9 protein-coding genes are annotated in these 20,344 nt (G+C 50.6%); all 9 read right to left on the bottom strand.

The window, feature by feature from the left end; all coding sequences use genetic code 11:
• Window positions 1–274: 274 nt before the first annotated feature.
• The gene (locus WMO23_RS02785; RefSeq protein ID WP_349173217.1) at window positions 275–12,673 is read right to left on the bottom strand and encodes a DEAD/DEAH box helicase family protein; all 12,399 of its coding nucleotides are present in this window, start codon (window positions 12,671–12,673) and stop codon (window positions 275–277) included.
• 9 nt (window positions 12,674–12,682) lie between these two features.
• The gene (locus tag WMO23_RS02780; RefSeq protein ID WP_349173216.1) at window positions 12,683–15,379 is read right to left on the bottom strand and encodes a hypothetical protein; all 2,697 of its coding nucleotides are present in this window, start codon (window positions 15,377–15,379) and stop codon (window positions 12,683–12,685) included.
• Window positions 15,379–16,500 (bottom strand): Hint domain-containing protein, encoded by a 1,122-nt coding sequence (locus WMO23_RS02775; protein ID WP_349173214.1) that lies wholly within the window; start codon window positions 16,498–16,500, stop codon window positions 15,379–15,381. The genes WMO23_RS02780 and WMO23_RS02775 overlap by 1 nt, the downstream gene beginning before the upstream one ends.
• Before the next feature lie 4 nt (window positions 16,501–16,504).
• The gene (locus tag WMO23_RS02770; protein WP_349173213.1) at window positions 16,505–16,963 is read right to left on the bottom strand and encodes a hypothetical protein; all 459 of its coding nucleotides are present in this window, start codon (window positions 16,961–16,963) and stop codon (window positions 16,505–16,507) included.
• Window positions 16,964–16,973: 10 nt separating this feature from the next.
• Window positions 16,974–18,332, bottom strand: coding sequence for a hypothetical protein (locus WMO23_RS02765; protein ID WP_349173211.1), 1,359 nt, complete (start codon window positions 18,330–18,332; stop codon window positions 16,974–16,976).
• Between the two features lie 91 nt (window positions 18,333–18,423).
• Complete coding sequence (locus tag WMO23_RS02760) at window positions 18,424–18,837, bottom strand: hypothetical protein (RefSeq protein ID WP_349173209.1); 414 nt, start codon at window positions 18,835–18,837, stop codon at window positions 18,424–18,426.
• Window positions 18,838–18,850: 13 nt separating this feature from the next.
• Window positions 18,851–19,480 carry a VgrG-related protein gene (locus WMO23_RS02755; RefSeq protein ID WP_349173208.1) on the bottom strand — a complete coding sequence of 210 codons (630 nt, stop codon included), beginning with the start codon at window positions 19,478–19,480 and terminating at the stop codon, window positions 18,851–18,853.
• 5 nt (window positions 19,481–19,485) lie between these two features.
• Window positions 19,486–19,830 (bottom strand): hypothetical protein, encoded by a 345-nt coding sequence (locus WMO23_RS02750; protein ID WP_349173206.1) that lies wholly within the window; start codon window positions 19,828–19,830, stop codon window positions 19,486–19,488.
• A 17-nt stretch (window positions 19,831–19,847) separates the two neighbouring features.
• On the bottom strand, window positions 19,848–20,060 hold the full coding sequence (locus WMO23_RS02745) for a hypothetical protein (RefSeq protein ID WP_349173204.1): 213 nt from the start codon (window positions 20,058–20,060) through the stop codon (window positions 19,848–19,850).
• Window positions 20,061–20,344 lie beyond the last annotated feature (284 nt).

Genomic DNA, 20,344 nt, shown 5'->3' with positions numbered 1-20,344 from the left:
AACTCGATACAGCGATTTTGCAGTCATTTTGAGCATGGGGTAGAAGTAGCCCCTCGATTACTTCCGATAACGTTAAATTATCGTAAGTAATGTCCAGAATGGTACAAAATTGTTCAAAACGGCTTAAATAAGCGCTTTTTCGCTTGACATTTATTGATTTTGTGCCAGATTTGGTCACGTTGTATCACATTGTAACATTTATTTTTGACGATTTTTTGACGAGCCGTAAATGGAAAACAGCCTGCCGTCCGTGATGGATAGCAGGCTGTTCCTTTTACCAGTCAAGCAAATACTTGTATTGCTTCTTGTCGTTTTTGTTCATGCTTGACTCTGTTCTTCCTTGGGTATCGAGCTGTTTCTTTTTCTGCTCTGCTTTTACAGTAGAAGGCTTGATACCAGCGCTCTTTAATTTACGCGCATTTTCTCCGGTCGGATTTGCGATATATTCATCAATGAGCTGTTGCTTTTTACTGCTTGCCTTTTTCTTTTCGGAAGACAAGATTGATTGAATTAAATAGGAGTCGCTTTCATCCGTAGATTGGAAGCCCATTCCACGAAGCAATCGCTGATATGGCGTCGTGTATTCTTGGGTTACGCGTCCGCGTTTACCAACAGAATTGCCTTGTGCGGCCATCAATAAGTTTCCCATCCCAGGTGATATATTACGTACTTGCTTTGTCCAATTATCGCCGCCGTATGCGCTTTTGGCGACATTAAACAAGGTGCTAGCGGCAGGGCCGAAAATACTTTGTAAGTCATCTGGCACTGCATCTCCAATACCAACGCGGCTTGTAATGTCGATGTTTGCGAACGTGCCAATTCCATACATACCTATCTTCGCAAGTGGTTTAAGTGATGGATAATTTTCAGCAAGTTCAATCAAACTCTTCTCGGCTTCTTTTTCCGGATCATCACCAGTGATACCCATAATGAGTAACCCCAGAATATTTGCAAATGGAATCTGGAATAAACCAGCCATAGCAAAATAGGTTCCCCAGAAAATAGCTTTTTGCTTTTTAGTGGTTCCCTTGCCAAAGAATGGGAGAAAATCTTTCATCGCTTCTAATTGTTTGATAGGATACTTTTTGAATTGCAAGAATATCTGCGAGAATATCGAACCGCGACGGAAAATACCAGGTGCATCATGAACCCCATAGTCGAAGTTGGATTTACGATTTACGTCTTTCGCGTATCGAATAGCTTCTTCATGACTCATGCCACGTTTGCGCCCCGCTTCATAAGCTGCCAATGTTACACCGCGACGAACAATACCCTCCGACTCTTTAAAAAGAATCATTCCTCTGTTGGCCCATTTACCTGCGGAGAATTTACCGTACCCAGCTCCACTATCAAGGCCAATGTCGTTTAATACATTGGTTTCGCGAAGTATCTTTAAATCATGCAAACTATATTTCCGATGTGCCCCTTTCAACAATGCCTTCCACAATGTCGATATATTGCCAGTATACGCTGCGGCGTTGGCAATCTGCAAAATATTCAGCATTGCAGACGACACATTGAGGAACCCAAGTTTTGCGATGGAAATTTTATTGGTGATGGAATTTGCAAGGGATACCGCAGCTCGATCGCCAACATGTGCATTGACCCACTTACCTATAGCCGGGATAGCGTTCAGCAAATCATTCAGCTGCTTTTCAAGTGTAGACGGATTACCGTTAATATCGTTGATATATTCTTTGATATAATTCGGCAATCCGTGGTATTCATTGTCAAATCGACCAAAAAGGCGTTCAAACAAGGAGATTGCTTGCGGTTTAAATTTACTTTCCATAGCTACATATCGGGATGTGCTGTTGAAATAATGTCGCAATACCCATTCAATTTCCTGTTCATAACCATCCGCCCCAGTCCGGCGCAGGAAGTTGCCAAAGAAACGATGCCGCCCTTTTTTCCTGACCATTCCATCAAGCATTTCCTTTGCTTCATGCAATGTCAAGCTATGCTTATCGGCTATCCTTTTTTCCATCCGATAAAAATCTTTATCGCCGACGGTAGTTACATATTGGCTTTCATCCAGCCCGATTTCTCCAAAATCAAATACTTTCGGGGCTATTGTTATCTTCCAATCTCCCTCATTTCTTTTTTTGAGCATCTCTTCGTTTTCAGCTTGCCATTTGATAGCATTTTTTGTAGCTTCACGAATAGTACGCCCGCTAGAAATGACGGTAGCTTTACCATGACTATCTACAAACCTTACCATGTATTCATGGAAGAAATGAGGAACATAGCCTTTACGGTCATGAATATCCGGGACGCCTTCACGAGTCGTTACTTTCCAATGTTTTTGCCCGTCCATAGGTCCTTCTGTGGTAGGTATTTTTTCCAGGATTTGAATATTGTCATCGTTTTCCAATGCCTTCAATTCATCTTCATTGACTAAATAATGGGATTGCCAATTACCATACTCTTTATACGAAACAAGGGTACTACCATCATCCTGTTCTGTTTCACGGAGTATTTCAACGAATTTGTTATGCCGTAATTCATCTAGCTTACGTCCAGAAAAATGGCCCGTCTTTGTCTTGGCCTGTTTCCTGGTTTCATTGAGTTGGTTATAAGCCTTACGGAAGAGATTGCGAATTTTCCAATAACTATCAATTACTTGTTCATTATATCCTTGTTCACGAAGTTCCTCGCGCGTATATTCCTTCCCTTCCATATCACCGGCCCACAATAATTCCTGCAAGGAAGCCTTGTCTTTCTTACTTAAATTCAATGCAGAATCTAAATGCCGTTGGTAATCCGCACGTAATTTAGTGAGGAGATTCATGGCATCGTCTGCCATTTTAAAGAAAGGCCGGAAATATTTCTTCTTCTCTGCAATCCTCGACGGAGACTGCAAGAAGGTTCGATGAACACCGATATCTTTTTCATCCGCTTTCTTTTGAGCTATTTCAACATGCTTCATAAGCTTTTTCTTTGCATCACGGCTTATTTTTTCATCTTGCTTGCGAATAGAGTAATATTTTTCCCCATTGATGTTATTGGTGTTTTGTTCATTGACCTCACGTTCCCATACGCGGCCGGACTCAATCTGCCGAAAGATATTGTTTACGGTTTCCGTCCCTGTGAAGATTTTCTTCATCTTTGCGGCAAAGTCCTTGATTTTCTGGAACAGTTTGCCCCATGCCGTGCCGCGGCCATGTTTACGGGCTTCTACCCATTCGGCATACTTGTCGGCGCGTTTTTCGGCGTCGGGGATAGCCTTCTTAATAGCGGCTTTTTCACGGTCCGCCAAGACGGCACCTTCTGCGAGGTGATAGGCTTCATGGAATCCCGTGTTTTCACGGCTGCCCTGCGAGAGGGCCATATAGGCGTCCTTGCCATGGAGCTGTGCATACCCTTCGACGACGACGTTGCCGTTATCGTCGATATGATGGTCTTTCTTCGCCTGCGCCAGTTCTTCGTCCGTCAAGAGGATTTCATTCTTCACGTCAACGACGATATGGGAACCGTTCGGCATAGTGAAGGTCATGCGGTCGCCTTCGTCCTTGATTCCTTTGGCGTTCGGGAACGCGTCTTTGATTTCCACTTTCAAGTCTTCCTTGGAGCGGGTCAGCTGCTGGCCAGCCTCACGGATAGAGGCCTGTTTCTTTTCGTCCGACATGTCGAGTCGTTCCGGCATATCCATACCTTCGATTCTGTCGAACAGTTCGTTCACGTCGTCGGCGGCAATGTCGATACGGCCTCTTGCTTCGGCTTCTGCAATCTGCCGTGTCCCTTCGTCGGTATACTTGTCAATCACTACCATACGGGTATTGACGTTTGTGCCCTCGCGCTCAAAGGTGACAGACGGCAGATGAATGTCAGCCATCAGCACGCCGTCGGCAATGCCTCTATCTTCCTTCCGTTTGGCTTCTGGGTCGCCGTAGAACCATTTGTCGAAACGCTTCTGGCAGGCCGGACCGCCGGGGATGATTGCGATGAGGCGGCCGCCGTCTTTCAAGTGCTTGTATGCCTTGGCAACGTGTTCCATTGCCAACTTTCCGCCCCTGTCTTTACCTTTACCGAATGGCGGGTTCATGGCAATACCATCGAATTTGTTATGAAGGTCAAAGTTTTCAAAGGTGCTTTCGACGACTTTCGCCCCGGCGACGTTACGCATGAGTTTAGGTGTCAAATCCCTAGACGGTTCAACCACGGTATTATACGTGTTGTCGGGCATCCAACGAGCGATAGCACCGTCACCGGCGGACGGTTCGAGCAGACTCTGGCCGGGCTTGGACTGTAGCCACTGGACCATCTTATAGCCGATAGGTTCGGGCGTCGCGAAATAATCGTGCCCTTCCTGCGACTTGGTGCGGCTGTTCTTTTTCTGTTTCCCGAAATAGACAGCCTTGGCGCGGTCAAAGTCGGTGGCCTTTTCCTGCTGGTAGTCATTGGCCTTGCCGCCCGTGCCTTCCGTCTTGCTTCCTGGCAGGTACTTCTTCCAGCCGTCGCCTTCCTGCGATTCCTCAAAGGCTTCGACATAGGCCTGTTTCAACGAGCGGGCCATTTCACCTAATGCGATGTTTTCAACAGTTCCGGCGCGTTCTGCAAGCTTCGTAGCAAAGGCCGTCTGTTCCATGTACGTGCCTGTATTGAGATAGCGGAAAATGGCGTTGGATTTATTGCCTACCCGGTAGATACGGCCTTCCTGCTGAATGGCTTCGCTTGGCCGTGTCGGCAGTCCCAGATTGATAAGGGCGCGCTGGTGCTTGCCTGTCGTATCATGCAGGGATACGCCAGCTTGTCCGGCGGCAGACTGTACAAGGATAATTTTCGTCTTACTGTCGTCGTTATTGAACGCATTCCTATTCTTTTCCCGTTCGCCCTTGCTGAGTGTACCATTATACAGGGCCAATTCTTCGCCAAAGGCCTTGGAAAGTGTTTCAATCGGCGATTCCAGGTCGTTTAAATCAAGGTCGGCGAGGTCCGGCCGTTCTGCTTGGAATTCGTGATACTGTTCAAGAATACGATCAGCCAGTTCGCTGTCCAGACGTTCCAGGTGGTCCATGCCTGCCCTGCTAATTGCAAAGGGATTGTCCGCACCACCTTTATTGAAGTTGTGGAAGATGACGACTTTCTTACCTTCCTTGAGATACTCTTTGATAAGCGGAATGGCCTGTTTAGCCTTGATAGCCTCCAGCAAATAGTATTTCTGCTGGCCCGTGAACCGTCCTCTAAGGAAGTCACTTAATTCGCTATATTTAGGCTGGTCCCGCAACCAATCAAAGCCTTCATCTATTTTCTTGCCAATACCTGCATCGACGCGGATAAAGCCACGGTCATAGTCATAGGCAGACGACAGCATGCGCCCATGCATAGCCCCAGATTCCACCATCTTGCGGTTGAATTCCCGTTCCATCAAGTCAGTATCGACGTCGGCACTTGGTCTTTCCAGACGATTATAGCGCATCTTATAGCCGAAATTTTCCATATAGAATATTTCCCGGCCGTTAGCGCGGTTGTATCCCTGTTCGTCCATGGGGCCATAATCGGAGTAGTTGAACAGATACCCGTTCGCATAATCGAGGTCGGCCACGTACTGGAACGGCGTTGCCGACAAGAACAGGGCCTTAGAAGGCTGTTTTTCAGCAAAGGCCTTTTCATCAGCATCCTTAAATGCTTCTAATTTTTTGTGCCATTTACTTTGTTCTTCTTCAAGTTTTTCGATTTGGTTGCGGATTCCACGGGATTCATCAGCCAACGACGGGTCGTGGGTTTCGTTATATGCCTTGCCGTTTTGACTATCACGTTTGCGGAGCTTCTTTATTTCTTCGTGTAATTTATCAAGCTTGCTGGAGATTTCCGGGTGCTTATCATGGTGATACCGCTGGAACCCATCCTTATGCCCTGTAACGGCGCGAACGAGTTTCAAGGCATCTGTCGGCGTGGCCGATTCGCTCCCCATGAGGTTGTGAGACTCGTCGGTAATGACGAGGTCAAAGTCACGGTTGACGAGTGCCTGGTTAGCCCCAACGTTGGCATAGGTAGCTGTAACGGCTCCCTCACCTGCATCCTTGGTGCTGTTGAGGCGTGTCAAAGTGATACCAAAATCCTTGGCCGCCGCTTCTTCCCACTGCTTGAGGATACCGTCAGACGGTGCAATGATGAGGATATTCTTTTTGTCGGCGTCGACGAAACGCTTGACGATACCTAACCCGGTATAGGTCTTACCTGTACCGGTGCCGTTAGTGAACATCATGCCGCTATGTTCCTTGAAACGGTTTTCAGCGATATAAACGTCTTCGGCCTGCTGAGGCAGGAGCATAGGCAGGGCCTTCTTGATTTCATTGAGGTGCTTGTCCTTCTGCTCTTCCTGGACCTTCTCTACAGGGTCTTCATGCTGGGGTCTGTTTTGAGCAGCTCTAACAAGTTCAGCAGGTCGTCTTTGGTCATCGTCGGGAACTCGCTCAAGGCCAGCTCTAACGCTTCCTGGTAACTCAGCACTTCCGGTGCTTCCGGCGCTATCCTTGGATTCTTGAGTTTGTACTCTGCGATTGCCAGCCGTTCGGCCAGTAGCGGTGCTACTACCTGGAACGCTATCATGGCCCATTCCCGGTTCTTCGGGTCCTTTTCCTGCCGGTGCAGTATCTTGTCGGCTTCCGCGCACGGCTGTTCTGCCTTGAACACGACTTTCCCCCACTGCGTTTTCACTGGTCCCTTCGCCAGATCGTGCAGCCAGTTCGGAAACGTTGCGATTAACATTTACATTCGCTCCTTTCAACTCTTCAATGCTGGGATATTCCATAACAGCATTATACACTGCATCGAAATACTTTGCATTTTTCACGCCTAACGTAGCGATGAACGATTTGCGTAAATCGACTTTGTCCGTCATGCCGTGGTCGTATAAGGAACCAACATAGCGGATAGCAGCCGTCAACTGCTTTTCATCGAGATTAGCATTGTTCGGCATGGACTGTAAGGAATCCCATACGGAACGTAAGAACGGTTCACTTTGCGGCAGGGTGTCTTTCATAGCCTTCGCCCAATGAGCGAATTCATTCAAGCCGCGCTGTACGTGGATGGCCCCGACTTTGAGCAGGTGATACATAAGTACCGGATTGAAGGCCGGGTTGACACTCAAATGGGATAATTCTTCAAGGATAGCTTTCTTTTCAGCTTCTAGAGCTTCGTCGCTATCGTCGAGCAGGTGGAACGTCTTTTCGATTTTAGTATCATCTTTGATAACGGCCTTTTGGGCGGCCTTTTTCGGTGTGTCCTTGGTGCTGGCCTTGCGCGGTATAGCAGGCGTGTCAGCAGGCTTCTTATGTGGCTTTACGCCAAACGCTTCCATAACAGCCTTTTCGGCGTCGTCCACCGTGCCAAAACGAATATCCGCGTCATTCTGCGTTTCTTTTGTGGCCGATTCAAGCTCTTTCGCCGTCTTCCGGGCCTTGCGGTTCCGGCTGGCTTCTAGGCGCATGTCATTGGCTTTTTTCATGGCGTCGTTAGCTAAATCAAGTGCCATTTTATAATCATCGAACGATAACTTTTCTTTCGACTCGATGGCTTCCATGGCTTTAAATTCTCCCCAACGAGCGGCATTAGCATCCTTCATAATAATTTTTAGCTTGTTGATAGCCCGCGCCGGGGTGAGCTTCTTATGGTCCAGCCTATCCATAATGTCATCGACAGCCTGCTTATAAGGTAAGATTCCTTGAGATGATGGTGCTTCTTTGGCTTTTACACCTGCGGTATTGATGATGGCGTGCAGTGCCCTATGTGCGTCGGCATTGATGGTAGCAACTTCATGCCAGTTCCGTCCGCCGTCTTCGTTCATGAATGCGTTCCAATGCTTGGAATTAGTCAAAGACTGGTATTCGTCGGTTACGATTTTATCGCCCATTTTGGCGTTTTTACGGCTTCCGTCGGCACTTGCGATGACTTTATCAACGACACTTTTATAAGCGTCTATAACCTGTTTAGGCGTTGATTTTTCGTCATCCAGTACATTATGGAATTTACTTATTTCTTCTTGTACGTCACCTTGGGAACCTTCTTCGGCATGGGTACCTTCCGTGTCTTTACTTTCAGTTTGCTGAGGTTCGGTGTCGACATAGTCACTTTGCTTGCTCTTTTCATCTACTTCATTCCCTTCTTTTTCTTGGCTCTGTACTCTGCCAGCTTCTTGTTGATGTACGCGTCCACTTCCGGCGGGTTCGGCCTGTCGATTATCTGATACTTCGGATACAGCTTTTTCGGCTGGCTTTTCTTCTGTGGTGTCGAATAACGATTGTCCATGTTCTACCTCCTGGATGGCGTTCGAGATGATGTTTTCAAGGCTGATACGTGGCGCTTCCTTGCTGTCGAACAGCTTGGATTGTTTCGGACTACCGATGGCAAAGATACGGTCGCAAGCCCCTTTGTACATATCGGCAATGGTCCGGCTCTTGAATTTATTGCGTTCGATGAATTCGAGTACGAGTCGTTCGGCTTCCAATCCCCCCTGCGAGAACAGGTCCGTTTCCTGCAAGTGGAAGGGCAGCGGTTTTCCTTCATTACGGAGCGACATGATAGTCTTTGCCGTCTTTGTGATGACGTCGGAAATATCATAGTCGGGATACAAAGTCCCGTTCTTGATACCCTCGTTGACCTTCGCCACTTCCGGCGCGGCGGCGATCATGGCGTTCATAATGTTCTTACTGTTATTATCCGTCGCTTCGCTGAGCTGAGTCAAGAGGTAATTGTCGTTATAGGCCTTGGCAAAGATAGCGTTGCGGATTCTAAACGCCCCCGTCGGCGACAAATCGCCTTTTTCGTTGAATACGGAGTTGCCTTCTGCATCGCTGAATACATCACTTGCGGCGGCCCTTCTGAATTCACGGTTCGAGGGGTTCATGAATTCGCCCGTGCCGTTATCGACGAATTGTTCTAATGTGGACAGTTTCAGTCTATCCGCATCAGCCTTCGCCTGTTCTGCGCCGCCCAACTTCGCGCCGCCTTCGGTGCTGTTGATGATGGCATTGGTATCGGCGTTATCAGCCGCCTGCCGTACCAATACAGGATGGTCCATGCTCTGTACCTTTTCGGGTGCAATCCCTAACGACGGAGCGATGGAAACAAGATAGTCCTTATAGGCCTTAGCACTCTTCTTGTGTGCGTCCGTAAGTCCTTTATAGGCCTTCTGGACAGCCATGACGCGGCCGTTGCCGTTAAGGACGACGCCGCTGTTGTTGATAACGGGGGCGCCTTCGTTGACGAACTGGCTTTCTGCCAGCAGTTCCGGCTTCATGCCCTTCGTCATCTTTTCCACCTGTCCGCGCATCTGAGGACGGTTACGGTCGCGCGGCTGATATTCTGCCGGGTAGAGGTCGTTCACGGCGTAATTCATGTCGTGGCTGGCAGTGATATCACCGGCCGGGACGATTTTATACGTCGCATCGAATCCGGCGTCATTCGTGCTGGCATGTACCTTGACCGTCCTGCCAGCCGGGACCCGTTCCATGAGTTTCTGCTTCTTCGTAAGATAGGCGTTGCGCTTCTTTTGCGTTTCAAGGCTTTCTTTAGTCTGAACGGGTGTATTTACCTGTTCTGGCTGTTTGGTAGCTTCTACGGCCTGCTGAGGTACATTTTGAGGTATGTTCTGGTCTTGCTGGGTCGTAAGCGGATTACCCTTCAAGGAATTAGCCCGTTCCAGTTCCTGCGTCGTCTGTAAATCGTCGGCCAATTTCTGCTGTTCTTGCTCCGTGCCGTTACGGAAGGTGTTCATGTATTCCTTGAACTTCGGGTCCTTACGGTCATAGGTGGATAAAATACGGCCTAAACGGGCGTGTGGCGTCTGTTGCTGGCTTTTGGGTACAGGTGTAGCGGACGGCGCTTTTTTCTTGTTCATAGCGTCGTTTACGGCCTTCGCGATTTCATCCTTGTAGTTCGTCTTGATGAAGTCGCGGTTTTCGGGCGTATCAATGAATTTATCGTTGCCGTTGCTATCCTTCGTGAACATGCCATCGAGGGCATTGATTTCGTCAATGTTACTGGAGGTGTCACGGATGGTCTGGGCAACGTCCGGGACGACGTCGTCCTGTACGCTCTGCTGGCCTTCTTCGGCCTGCTTCTGGGCGTCCTCTGCGTCCTGCTGGGCGTCCTGCGCCGTCTTTTCGGTGGAGTCGTCGTTCATGATTTCATTCATGGCCTGGTCGCTTTGGGCTTGAATCTTGTCCATGTCGCTCTTGGCTTCCTGCGCGGCCTGGTCTAATTCACGTTCAAACTGCCCGTTATCGCTGGTGACTTTCCCCGATACGCCACTAGATGCACCGCCAGGGGCAGGTCCGCCATGGTCGGTAAAGTGGACGTTACCTCCGTCAGTCGTTGCGACAGGATGAGAGAATTCGTCCAGCCCTTTGAGGCCGTACTTTTCCCCTTGCTGGACGAGCCAGTCACGGGCGTCCGGGTTCTGTTCCAGGAAGTCGTCCGAGAAGTCAAAGGCGTGTCCTTCGTCATGATAGGAAGAGCCGTCACCGTTACGTTTCAAAGACGTAACTAACAGGCGATGGCCGTACTTCTGATAGAAGTCGTGGGCCAGGAGATTCATTTTCGCCATGGTGTTTGGATCCATGCCGTCTACCTGCGGGTTCATGGCTTCGCTTAAATCATAGAACGCTTCACTGGGAGCCTCTACATTACCACTACCACCGCCACCAATATCGCCCATGTTGTCATAGTTATTCTTGACTAACTGGCGATATTGTTCCGCTTCTTCTCCGGCCCCGTCGTAATCGCGGACGCCAGCCCATACGTCGCCGTTTTCACCATCTATTTTAGCCTTTAGGATTGCCATGCCTACCATGGCGTTCTGATAGGGGTCCGTCTTCCAGTCGGGGTACTGGGAATCGAGGCCCATATTGGAAACGGTTTCCTCCTGGGCCTGCATGACCCCATAAACACCATCATGCGGTTCTGGCATGGAAATGGCATTGACGTCATCCCCGCCGCTTTCGCGGGCGGCAATAGCCAGGCCTAGACGTGGTTCTACGCCGGAATCATTAGCAGCCTGGATAACAATATTGGCCATGGCGTTGCCGGTATTCGGCGACATGCTTCCGCCGCCACTTGCCGGGCGGTTCTTGGCTTCCTGTTCGGCCGTGGCTTTTTCGGCCGCAATAACGGTATCATACGCATGCTGTACCTCTTCCGGCGTGCCGTTGCGCAATACCCCCATGAGCCAGTTAAAATTCTTTTCGCCGCCGATTTGCTCAACCGTATTGTTATCGAGGAAGTTTTCGATTTTCTGCTTCTGGTCGTAGGCCTCATAATCCTTATAAGCTTCCGTAGCGGCGTCATCCGTGCTTTCCTGGGAGCTTTCTTGCGATTGCGGGAACGATTCAAGCGACGACGCGGCCTGTTTGATGAGGTCGGGGTTCCCGCTATTGGCTAATTCGATATAGGCATTGTACGCCGCGTTGCTCATGCCTGCCGGTTTGCCGTGGCTGAGTGTATCCTTGATGCTCTGTGCCTGTTCCTGGGATTCCGCACTAAGTGGGGCCTGTCTGGTTTCGGGATGGAATCCGGCCGCTACGTTGCCAGGGACGCCCATCAAGGCGCCGCCGACAAAACCACCGCGGGCCGATTCCCAATCCTCATTGGTCCAGGTCAAGGGGTTATACCATCCGCCATCACGCTTGCCCTGCACATCGTTTTCCAGGGCGTTCTGTGCGCCTTCCTGGTAGCCTTCCGTAAGGCCGCTGGCCCCTGCCAGCATACCCGTACGGGCCGCACCTTTGGCGATGCTCTTTGCCATACCTTCCTCGGCGCTACGGCCTAACAGTCCGGTCGCAATCCCCTTACCGCCTTTCATGACGCCTAATTCAAGAGGTACCGTAAAGGTATCGAGGGCCATGTTCTTGAAGAACATGGGGATAGCCCGGCGCCGTGCTTCGTCTTCGCTCATGCCGTTCTGCATCATGTCATTAACGACGGTCCCGTATTCAGACAGGGAGTCTGCCAGGGATGAGATAGGCGAACGGACGGTATCCGCAATGAGGGCCTGCCCGGCTTCCGACATGGCAAGGCGTCCTAACCCGGCACGGGATAAAGCCGACGTCAAGGCACGCGTACCACCTGCAACAGCGGCGCCCGGCATGAGGGCCGACAATGCCATGATAGGCACGGTCGAGCCGATACCGGAACCAACGTCGGTAGCGAACTTATTCGGGTTTAAGAAATAACTGTCGCCGTATTCGTTGTTCCACTGGTCGCGATAGTTCTGCATTCCTTCTTCGGCACGCTGTACATTCGTCAAGATACCATTGCCACCGCCGACGGCGTTCTGGATACCGCCGACAACATTAGCCAGGCCTTCGTCTGCCGCAACGACTCCGCCGTACAGACGCGGCCAGTTAGCCGCCATGTAGTCGGCAGAATCCTTCATGCGTTCATCACGGACGCTTTCGTCTTCGAGTTTCCCGAACTGCCCACTGGCAACAGGGGTACCCGGGATATCCGAGTACACGCTGTCGTCGAGGGGGCGAGGGGTATAATTAGGTGCAATGACAGTACCCATGCCCTGGAAGGGGTGTTCGAGGAAATTCTTGGCGGCGCTCAATATGCCAGACGCCGAATAGCCGGAATCCTCAGAAGAAGTATCCTGTTGCGTATCGTCGTCGTTACCTTTGTCTTTATATACGCCAGCGTCCCAAGCTGCCTTATCAAGATAGTTGAGTGCCATATTTACCTCCTATTCATAATCTGGGTGCAAACCATAGGTAGCAAAGGAAATATCTCCTCCACCGTCTGCTAATATCTGGTTGATTTGGTCAGCCCAATCCCCACATTTTTGTTTAATGATATCTTCCATTTCAAACATGCTATACTTATTGCCCATCTTCGCATTTTGTTCAAGAAGGGCCGTGGCATTATGCCAAGCATTTTCTTCTGAATCCGGTTCTTTTAGCCCTTCACCGAATTTGTTATTAATGACTTGAATAGCATCTTGATATGCATTGTAATACGGGCTATTTGATTCCTGGTAATCGTCATCCTCCTTATGGTCGTTTACCCATTTGTTATGCAATTCAATGACGCTCTTAGCATCTGAAAGTTTAATATCTCCAGAACCACCGCCGGAGCCGCTTTTGCCGGATCCGTTAGGACCGTATTTACTGGTTATGAACTTCGTTCGGTTATTATTGTCATTTTCGCGGGCTTTTTCGGTGATAGTTACATTAGTTTTCCAGGTGTCGTGTTTTAGCCGTTCCTTCAACTGACTGTCAGCAATCTTGCCGCGCGTTACGATTTGACCAAGGGTATATTTATTTTGCAAGCCCATGTTATATACTTTATTCTGCTGTGCCGTGGCCGCGCGTTCTTTCGCATCGGCCGTTGCGTAGTAGTTCAAGCCGTTCGGCAAGGTTGCCAGCATCTGCGCCGACAACTGCGGATTATACTGGGCCATGCTCTGGGCAATCGTGGCGGCGGTATCATACTGGCCGTTCATAGCTGCCTGGTAATATAAAGGATACAGTGCGCTGGTCTGATAGTCGTTATGCTGCTGTTCTTCGGCCTGCCATACCGGTCTGTACTGTTCGAGCGTAGAGTTCACTACATCAATCGGCATGTCGTGCTGGATGGCCCAATGGACAAAGTCAGACTCGTTCTTTTGTGCGTCAATGTGTTTCGGGTGGCCGCCGCTCATATCCGTTTCAAGGCTCTGCTCTACCTGGTCGAACGGGCGGATATTATACCGTGGCAGGTTATCCAATGCGGCCTGCCATTCCTTCTTCTTGTTTGCGTCCTTTTCATTATCATACAAAGTCTTAGTGGCCATGTAATAGGGATTATCGCTACGGAGCATATACGCCGGGGTATTGTTGAGCTTATCCATGAGTGCCTGCTTCTTCGTCGGGTCAGTTTCCTTGTTGTATTGGTCAAGCAGTTCCTTATATTGCGGATTGTCAATCTGCGTTTCGCCAGGAAAGAGGCGGTCCATCAGCTTTTGCGGGTCGTTCGGGAATATGCCGGTATCGGCCTGTGCAGCTGTGGTCTGGGGAACGTTTGCCTGCTGGCCCGGCGTGATTGTGACATTGGCCTGTGGGGTTTGTGTAGTTGCCTGTGCATTGGCCTGCGCCGTAGCATCCACGGGCTGAATCGGTCCTTCTACAGGCTGTATCGGCGCCGGTTCTGCCTTGATAGGCTGATTGTCTATGGGCTTAATCGGCTGGTTGTCCACGGGCTGGATAGGCTGTACATCCTTTATCGGGGCTTCATCTGTGGGCTGTGCTTCCATGGCATGGACGGCCGGTACAGGCTTATCACCTGCATCCTTATTGATTTGGTCGGCGTACTTCTTCGCGTCCTTCTGATTATCGAACACGCCCAACGTATTCCCGGTTTCATAGAAGTTGTACGCCGTCTGGTCTTCGTCGAGTGTCTTCCCGTCGGCCCCCGTCGCTGGCAGGATGTAGTGTTTACCGTCGATTTCGGTCACGCGCACTTTCGGAAGGCCGTTGCTGGTATCCACGTTGCCCAGTGCAATCATGCCGGGTACTGTGGTCTGTGCCGACGGGATTGTAGCGGGCGACGCGTCGGCGACGTCACCACCGCTTTTTAAATTCAGACTGTAGAACTTGCTGTACGGGTCGTTACCGTTGAAGTTGAATCCGCTCATGCTCAGACTGCCGTTAATCGGGTTGCCAAGCCGGCCTGTAATGGCCGGGATGTAGCTATCAGATTTAGACGGAACGTCTACATTGGCCGTCGGCAGGACGCCCATGTTCTGCGCTACGGTCGCCTGCGGATTCTTTGCGGCGTCGTCAGCGGCCATTTTCTGCAAGGCATTGAAGTCAAAGAGGCCCTGCCCCTGGCCCGCCTTACTCTGGTTGTTGAGGTAGTCCGCGAACGAGATATTGCCAATCATGTTGCCGTCGGCGTCGGTCGCCGTGGGGTAATAGTTTCCAAGGTTATTGGCCGCATACATCGACGGCAGGAAGGTCGGCGTCTGGTAATTGATGGCGCCGGTATCGGTATTGTAATTCAAGCGACCGTTTACGCCTTGCAGGTTCGCCAGGAAGTTGTCAGACACCTGCGAGGGGTTCGCGCCAAAACCGCTATACGCATTACCGACGGCGGCGGTCTTGCCATCTGCCAAGGCGGGGGTCGAGCTGGTATCATACAGCGGTACGTTATCCGGCATAGATACCGGGTTATCCTGTCTGAAAAGCATCTGGTCGGCTTCCTTCTGCTTGCGGTTCAGAATGTTCGCGCCGACAGCATTGCCAATGAGCATCCCCAGGGCAAAGCGCGGGTCCTGGGACGCGTACTGTGCAAAGGCCAGCTGTGGCAACGCCTGCGTAGTGAACGGAGCAGAATACTGCCGCGGCGCATAGTTCTGGCTGATATTATCTTCGATATAGTTGTATTTCGATTTGGTTGCCATTAGTTATCCTCCTTTACCCAGTTGTCGGTACTACCGCCTTTGGCAATGAAGCCGTCTGCATAGTAGTTGTTGTCCCCGGAAACGTGCAGATCATATACTTTCCGTTCACCGGAGTAAACCATATTGACGACTTTTCCGCGGCCTTTGAGGTTCGTCCCCAGGGTCATGTTGCCGATTTCAACGAATCCCTTGTCCTCCGTTAAGAGCGGCTGTGTCGTTGTCGCCATGACATAATGGGTATCTACGCCGTCTTTACATACGAGGTTCCATACGTCGTTATAGTGCGGTTCCATGGTATGCAGGACCGTTTCTTCGGATTCTGTACCGTCTTCATGCGGACAAAGTACCTTGTCGCCCACTTTGACGTCGGTAATCGGCACTTCGGACCCATCTGCCAGGCGTACTTTCGTTTCCGGTGCAAAACAGAAGATAGCCGAGTTACTGGCAAGGCCGGCGAGGATACCACCGAACAGGCCGCCGCCGCTGGTCTTCTGCGTTGTGGTCGTCGTGCCCTTGCCTGCCAGTGCGCCCAATGCGCCCGTTGTCGAGCCATTGAGGCCCAAAGAGGCGTTCCAAAGGTTGATAGCCGGTTGCTGTGCGCCTTCCTGTGCGGCCGCCGCCGTGGCAATCGGCTGGCCTGCGGCGTCGATGTTCTGGCCGTAGATATTGGCTAGCTGAGATACCGTATTCTGCCAATTCTGTGCCATGGCGTCGCTGGCACTGTCGCTGATACCTCTAAGGCCGGTATCCATGACGGAGCTGTTGACCACGCCACGGGCGCCCATGTCCTGCAAGAGGTTGCCCATAGAGCCTTGCACGCCTTTCTGGATACTGGCTTCCATAGCGTCCTGGTAGGCTGTCGGTATCTGCCCTTGTGCCAGCCCTCTGATGCCCTGCTGGCCCCATTTGATTTGGTCCAGGGCATTGTTCATGAGGTCATTGTAATCCACCTGCGTGTCACCCAAAGAGCCGTGCAGCAGGTTCGCGGCGGTGTCGTTCAGCTTCTTCGCGTTCGGCATGACGTATTTCGAGTATTCCAGGGCCTGCTGTTGCAGGGCTTTTTCTTCAGCCGACGGGGTGTAGGTCTGAGACGAGCTGCTGGACTTACTTTTCTTCCCCATTCAATCACTCCCTTTCATTCGCATTTTTCCACGGCTTGTACGGCCGTCTGAGTTCATTGGTAACGTAATAATCAATCGTGCCGTCGTCGTTTTCCTTCGGGGTGCAGACGACTTCACGCCCCTGCTTATCCTTGCAGATATAGCGGTGTACGCCGTTGGTATCAAAGTCCTGCATGATTTTCCAGCCCCACAAACGGATATACGGCTTAATGTGCAGGATGCAGATAGTAATGATACGGTCGTAGCCGAATTGAAGGCCCATACATTCCAGGGCGTCCCGCCAGAAATGAGCGTCGTTGCAAAGGTTCCAGCAAAGGATAGCCTTGTTTTCCGGCATGGGCTTCCACTGGCAGAATCCCCGGTCTGGCAGATACCACGTAGTGAATCCCGCCAGGGCCTGGAATTTATCGCCTGTCTTTTCTTCGTATATCCTTATCCATTCACTTAATTCCTTGCTTTCCATTCTATCACTCCTAAAGGTCTGCAATTTCTAGAATAATATGGTCTACCGTGAACCGGTCGTTCGACTTTATCGTAATGTCCAGGCAATCCGTTGAGTGGTTGCACCGGAACTTATTGCGATCTGCCGTGGGAACTGTCACGTTCAGGGTACCGTCGATGAATTCCGCCTTGCCTGCATAATCGGCCGTGAACTTCGTGTCGACGCTCTTTAGGAGCATCTGGTCACTGCTGATAGTGGCTTTCGGCTTAAGGATGTACTCGATAGGCCGGCCGTCGTCATCGAGATACTGCGAATCCCAGGCGTACAGCTTGCCGCCACTGGCTACGATAACATTTGACGTCGTTTCGACGATACTGTCTATCGGCACATTGAATTTGAGTGTGGTAGCACTGCCCAGGAGATAGTTATAGGCCACAAAGTACTTATAATCACTCGTCGGGCGAATGAGTATCATACAGTGCCGTTGCAGATGATAGAACCGCGGTTCATACATGTTCGTCGTCAATAAGGCGTTGAACTTGTCGCCGATATCGGACGACTGGATGTTCCCATATTCCATGACGGCCGATAAGGTCTTTAGGCCGCGTATGGACTGGAATATGACGGAACTGCCGATATTGACGGCGCATCTCGTGCCTGCAATGTCGGTATTATTGGCAATCTCCGTTACCTGCCAGTTAGAAGGTTCTGCATCCCCCGACAGCTGATAAATTTTACCGTTGGTCTTGATGAAAATAATATCGGTTGCAAGAGGGACGATAGCAGCTATATCGCCGCTGTCGCCGTAACCGACGTCTAACCACTGTTCCTTATCGGCCCGGTTCGTATCTTCGGCCCAGTCTGTCCCGTCGCCCACGCCGGACAGATAGAAGCCGTCCGTGCCGTCCATGGATACCGCAATCCGGGAGAAACGCTGGAATACGATATTACACGTCGGGCTATCCTGGACTACAGTCAACTGGCCGTTCTGCGTATAGTCGTAATACTGGAGTTTCCCGCCGCTGGCAATCCATACCTTATCCATGAATTTCGCGCAAACAGGGTCGTAGCCCCCTTCCAGGTCGCCGATATATTCCGGGGTATGGCCGATGATGTACTTATAGGCTTTATTATGGTTCGTGAAAACCAGTAATAAGTTGGTGTCTACGTCATACCACATATCGCGTACGCTCTCGTTCCCGTCCATGGTATAAAGCAGGCCCAGCCCATCACGGCCCGTCAGGCGTTTACTGTCGCGCGAATAGATGTAATTCTGCGCTATCTGTAAATCCGACGCGTCGATTTGTTCCGGGGCCTGCGATACATTTACACCACCGACGAGGGATGAGAAGACGACGGACTGTGTCTGATGTTTGTTCAGTCTTCTCATATTCTCTCCCTACTTCGCGATACAGCCAATCAGAAGGACACCGGCCGCCACGGCCCACGTATCCCGTTGCCGGGTCAGCCTGGCTTCCTTCTTAGTCATGGAGTTGATTTGCTCTGTCAATGTCGCTAAGGATTGACTCTGCCTGTTCAAGGCTTCGCTGGCTTGACTCAATGAGCTGTCGGCTGTCGTCAATGACTGCCTTGTTGTCGTCAACTGTTCTTTCGCTTGCGTCAATTGATTCTGCAAGGCTGTCGAGTTGCTGTCCAGCCTGTCTAATCTGTTCTGTAGCTGTACCAATGTTCTCTCTTGCTCTCTGATTGTCGTCTTTAACTGATTGTACTGTTCGAGTGACATCTGCACTGTCTTCACGGGCGCGGCTGTCGTAGTATCGGCACAAAAGCCAGCCAAAGGCGAGCACAAGGACAAGGACAACGCAAGATACAATAAGGGTCTTTTTATTTTCGGCAATCTTATCAACCTCCTCTTTCAGCTGCGGAAGATACAAAATGGATCACCTCCTATAAACGCGACAATGCATCATGCATTTCACTGTCGAAACGGTTGTTCAAGCTGTCCCGGAGCGACGAACTATTCCATTCCGGGGTCTTGCATACGCTGTATACGGCCACGATGAAGTCATAGTCGTATTCTGGGGAGTCGATGTAGCTCAAATTCGGATAGCCGTCATAGTTGCCGGTCTGCGCGTTGAACATGCTGTGAACGGCTTCGGTCCACATGTCGAGGATATTCCCGACGCCATACTGTACCGCACGGCTCCATACGACGTCCCGGAGAACGTCGTGATGGTTCTCGATGTGCCAGTAGCTGTCTGCCAGAATCTGCACAGCCGGGTCGTAGTACGCCGCCTTGACGTACTCATGTTGTGCCTGTGCAAAGCCAACACTGTCGCTGGCGGCAGTGTTACGCCATGCTTCATCAAAGCTGTCACTGCATAACGGATATGCGTTGAGCTGCTCCCCATATTGCGGATAGTTGCTGTTCAGCCAGCTGACAAACTGCCCCAGACTGCCCGCATTGGAGCTGAACTGATACGTCCCGTAGGATTTACCGCCGGGGTCGCCGTAGCCGTCACTGATGCAGGCCGGGTCGCCGTTGCTTTCGTACTGTGCGCTTAATTCTCCTAACATAGTCATCATCCTTTCGTTTTTTCTGCGTTATTTGCCGCTGTGGGCGCGTTTTGCGGTTGTACCGGCATTACGTGTGGCGCGGAGTTGAAACGGCTGTCATAGCCGTATTTCGTCCAGCAAGCTTTACCAAGGCCGACGACGGTAGCGATACCACCCCCGACAGCCGTCACGCCGCTCCAACAACTCATCAATTCAAAGTGCGTCCCCCTCAGTGCGTTGCTCCAATAGCCGAAAAGCCAGCTAAAGAGGACAAGGCATAAAAAAATCATCATCAAAATACTCATGATGATGATGAGCTGAAGCCAGTGTTTCTGGCCCCACTGGCCGATGGCCACGATTTTATTTTTCATGGTCTCATCTCCAATCACTACATACGCGACAATACAGACGTAAGCACAGACGCAAAAATTCCAACTACGGTTACGCTTGTGCCGAGGGTCCAGCAAATGTCATGTTTTAAATCGTCGATGCGGTGATGTGCGGACTTCCCGGATTCGATAGCCATCACAACGTCGCGGTTGAGATTTGTCAGCTGCCGCTCGATTCTTTCAAGCTTTGCTACTAATTCATTTTCATTCATCTTGCGCCTCGATTCTAATTGTATGCTGCGTCCATGTCTTGCAGGATTTTTACAACTGCATCGCGATATTTGGCCGGCACTTTATCGAGTGTGACACGGCACATAATCACTTGGAGTGCCCAAAACTTAGCCATTGCTTACCACCTCACTTGTCATCTCCGCAATAGCGTTTTCTAATACGGCCACGCGCTCTTCTAATGCCGGTTTCGGAAAATCGGCCGTCAAGAAGAGCTGGTCGAAATTAGCTTCTACGTCCTCTTTTGATAATTCTGTTTGGATGTTCT

This window comes from Megasphaera intestinihominis, from assembly GCF_040096415.1.
Taxonomy (GTDB): Bacteria; Bacillota; Negativicutes; order Veillonellales; family Megasphaeraceae; genus Megasphaera; species Megasphaera intestinihominis.
Note: the sequence above shows the minus strand (reverse complement) of the source record. Positions and strands in the feature narration are given on the sequence as shown.

Excerpts from the sequence above, each read along its gene's own strand:
- WMO23_RS02785 (WP_349173217.1), bottom strand. The coding sequence starts at position 12,673 with ATGGCACTCAACTATCTTGATAAGGCAGCTTGGGACGCTGGCGTATAT.
- WMO23_RS02780 (WP_349173216.1), bottom strand. The coding sequence starts at position 15,379 with ATGGCAACCAAATCGAAATACAACTATATCGAAGATAATATCAGCCAG.
- WMO23_RS02775 (WP_349173214.1), bottom strand. The coding sequence starts at position 16,500 with ATGGGGAAGAAAAGTAAGTCCAGCAGCTCGTCTCAGACCTACACCCCG.
- WMO23_RS02770 (WP_349173213.1), bottom strand. The coding sequence starts at position 16,963 with ATGGAAAGCAAGGAATTAAGTGAATGGATAAGGATATACGAAGAAAAG.
- WMO23_RS02765 (WP_349173211.1), bottom strand. The coding sequence starts at position 18,332 with ATGAGAAGACTGAACAAACATCAGACACAGTCCGTCGTCTTCTCATCC.
- WMO23_RS02755 (WP_349173208.1), bottom strand. The coding sequence starts at position 19,480 with ATGTTAGGAGAATTAAGCGCACAGTACGAAAGCAACGGCGACCCGGCC.
- WMO23_RS02750 (WP_349173206.1), bottom strand. The coding sequence starts at position 19,830 with ATGAAAAATAAAATCGTGGCCATCGGCCAGTGGGGCCAGAAACACTGG.
- WMO23_RS02745 (WP_349173204.1), bottom strand. The coding sequence starts at position 20,060 with ATGAATGAAAATGAATTAGTAGCAAAGCTTGAAAGAATCGAGCGGCAG.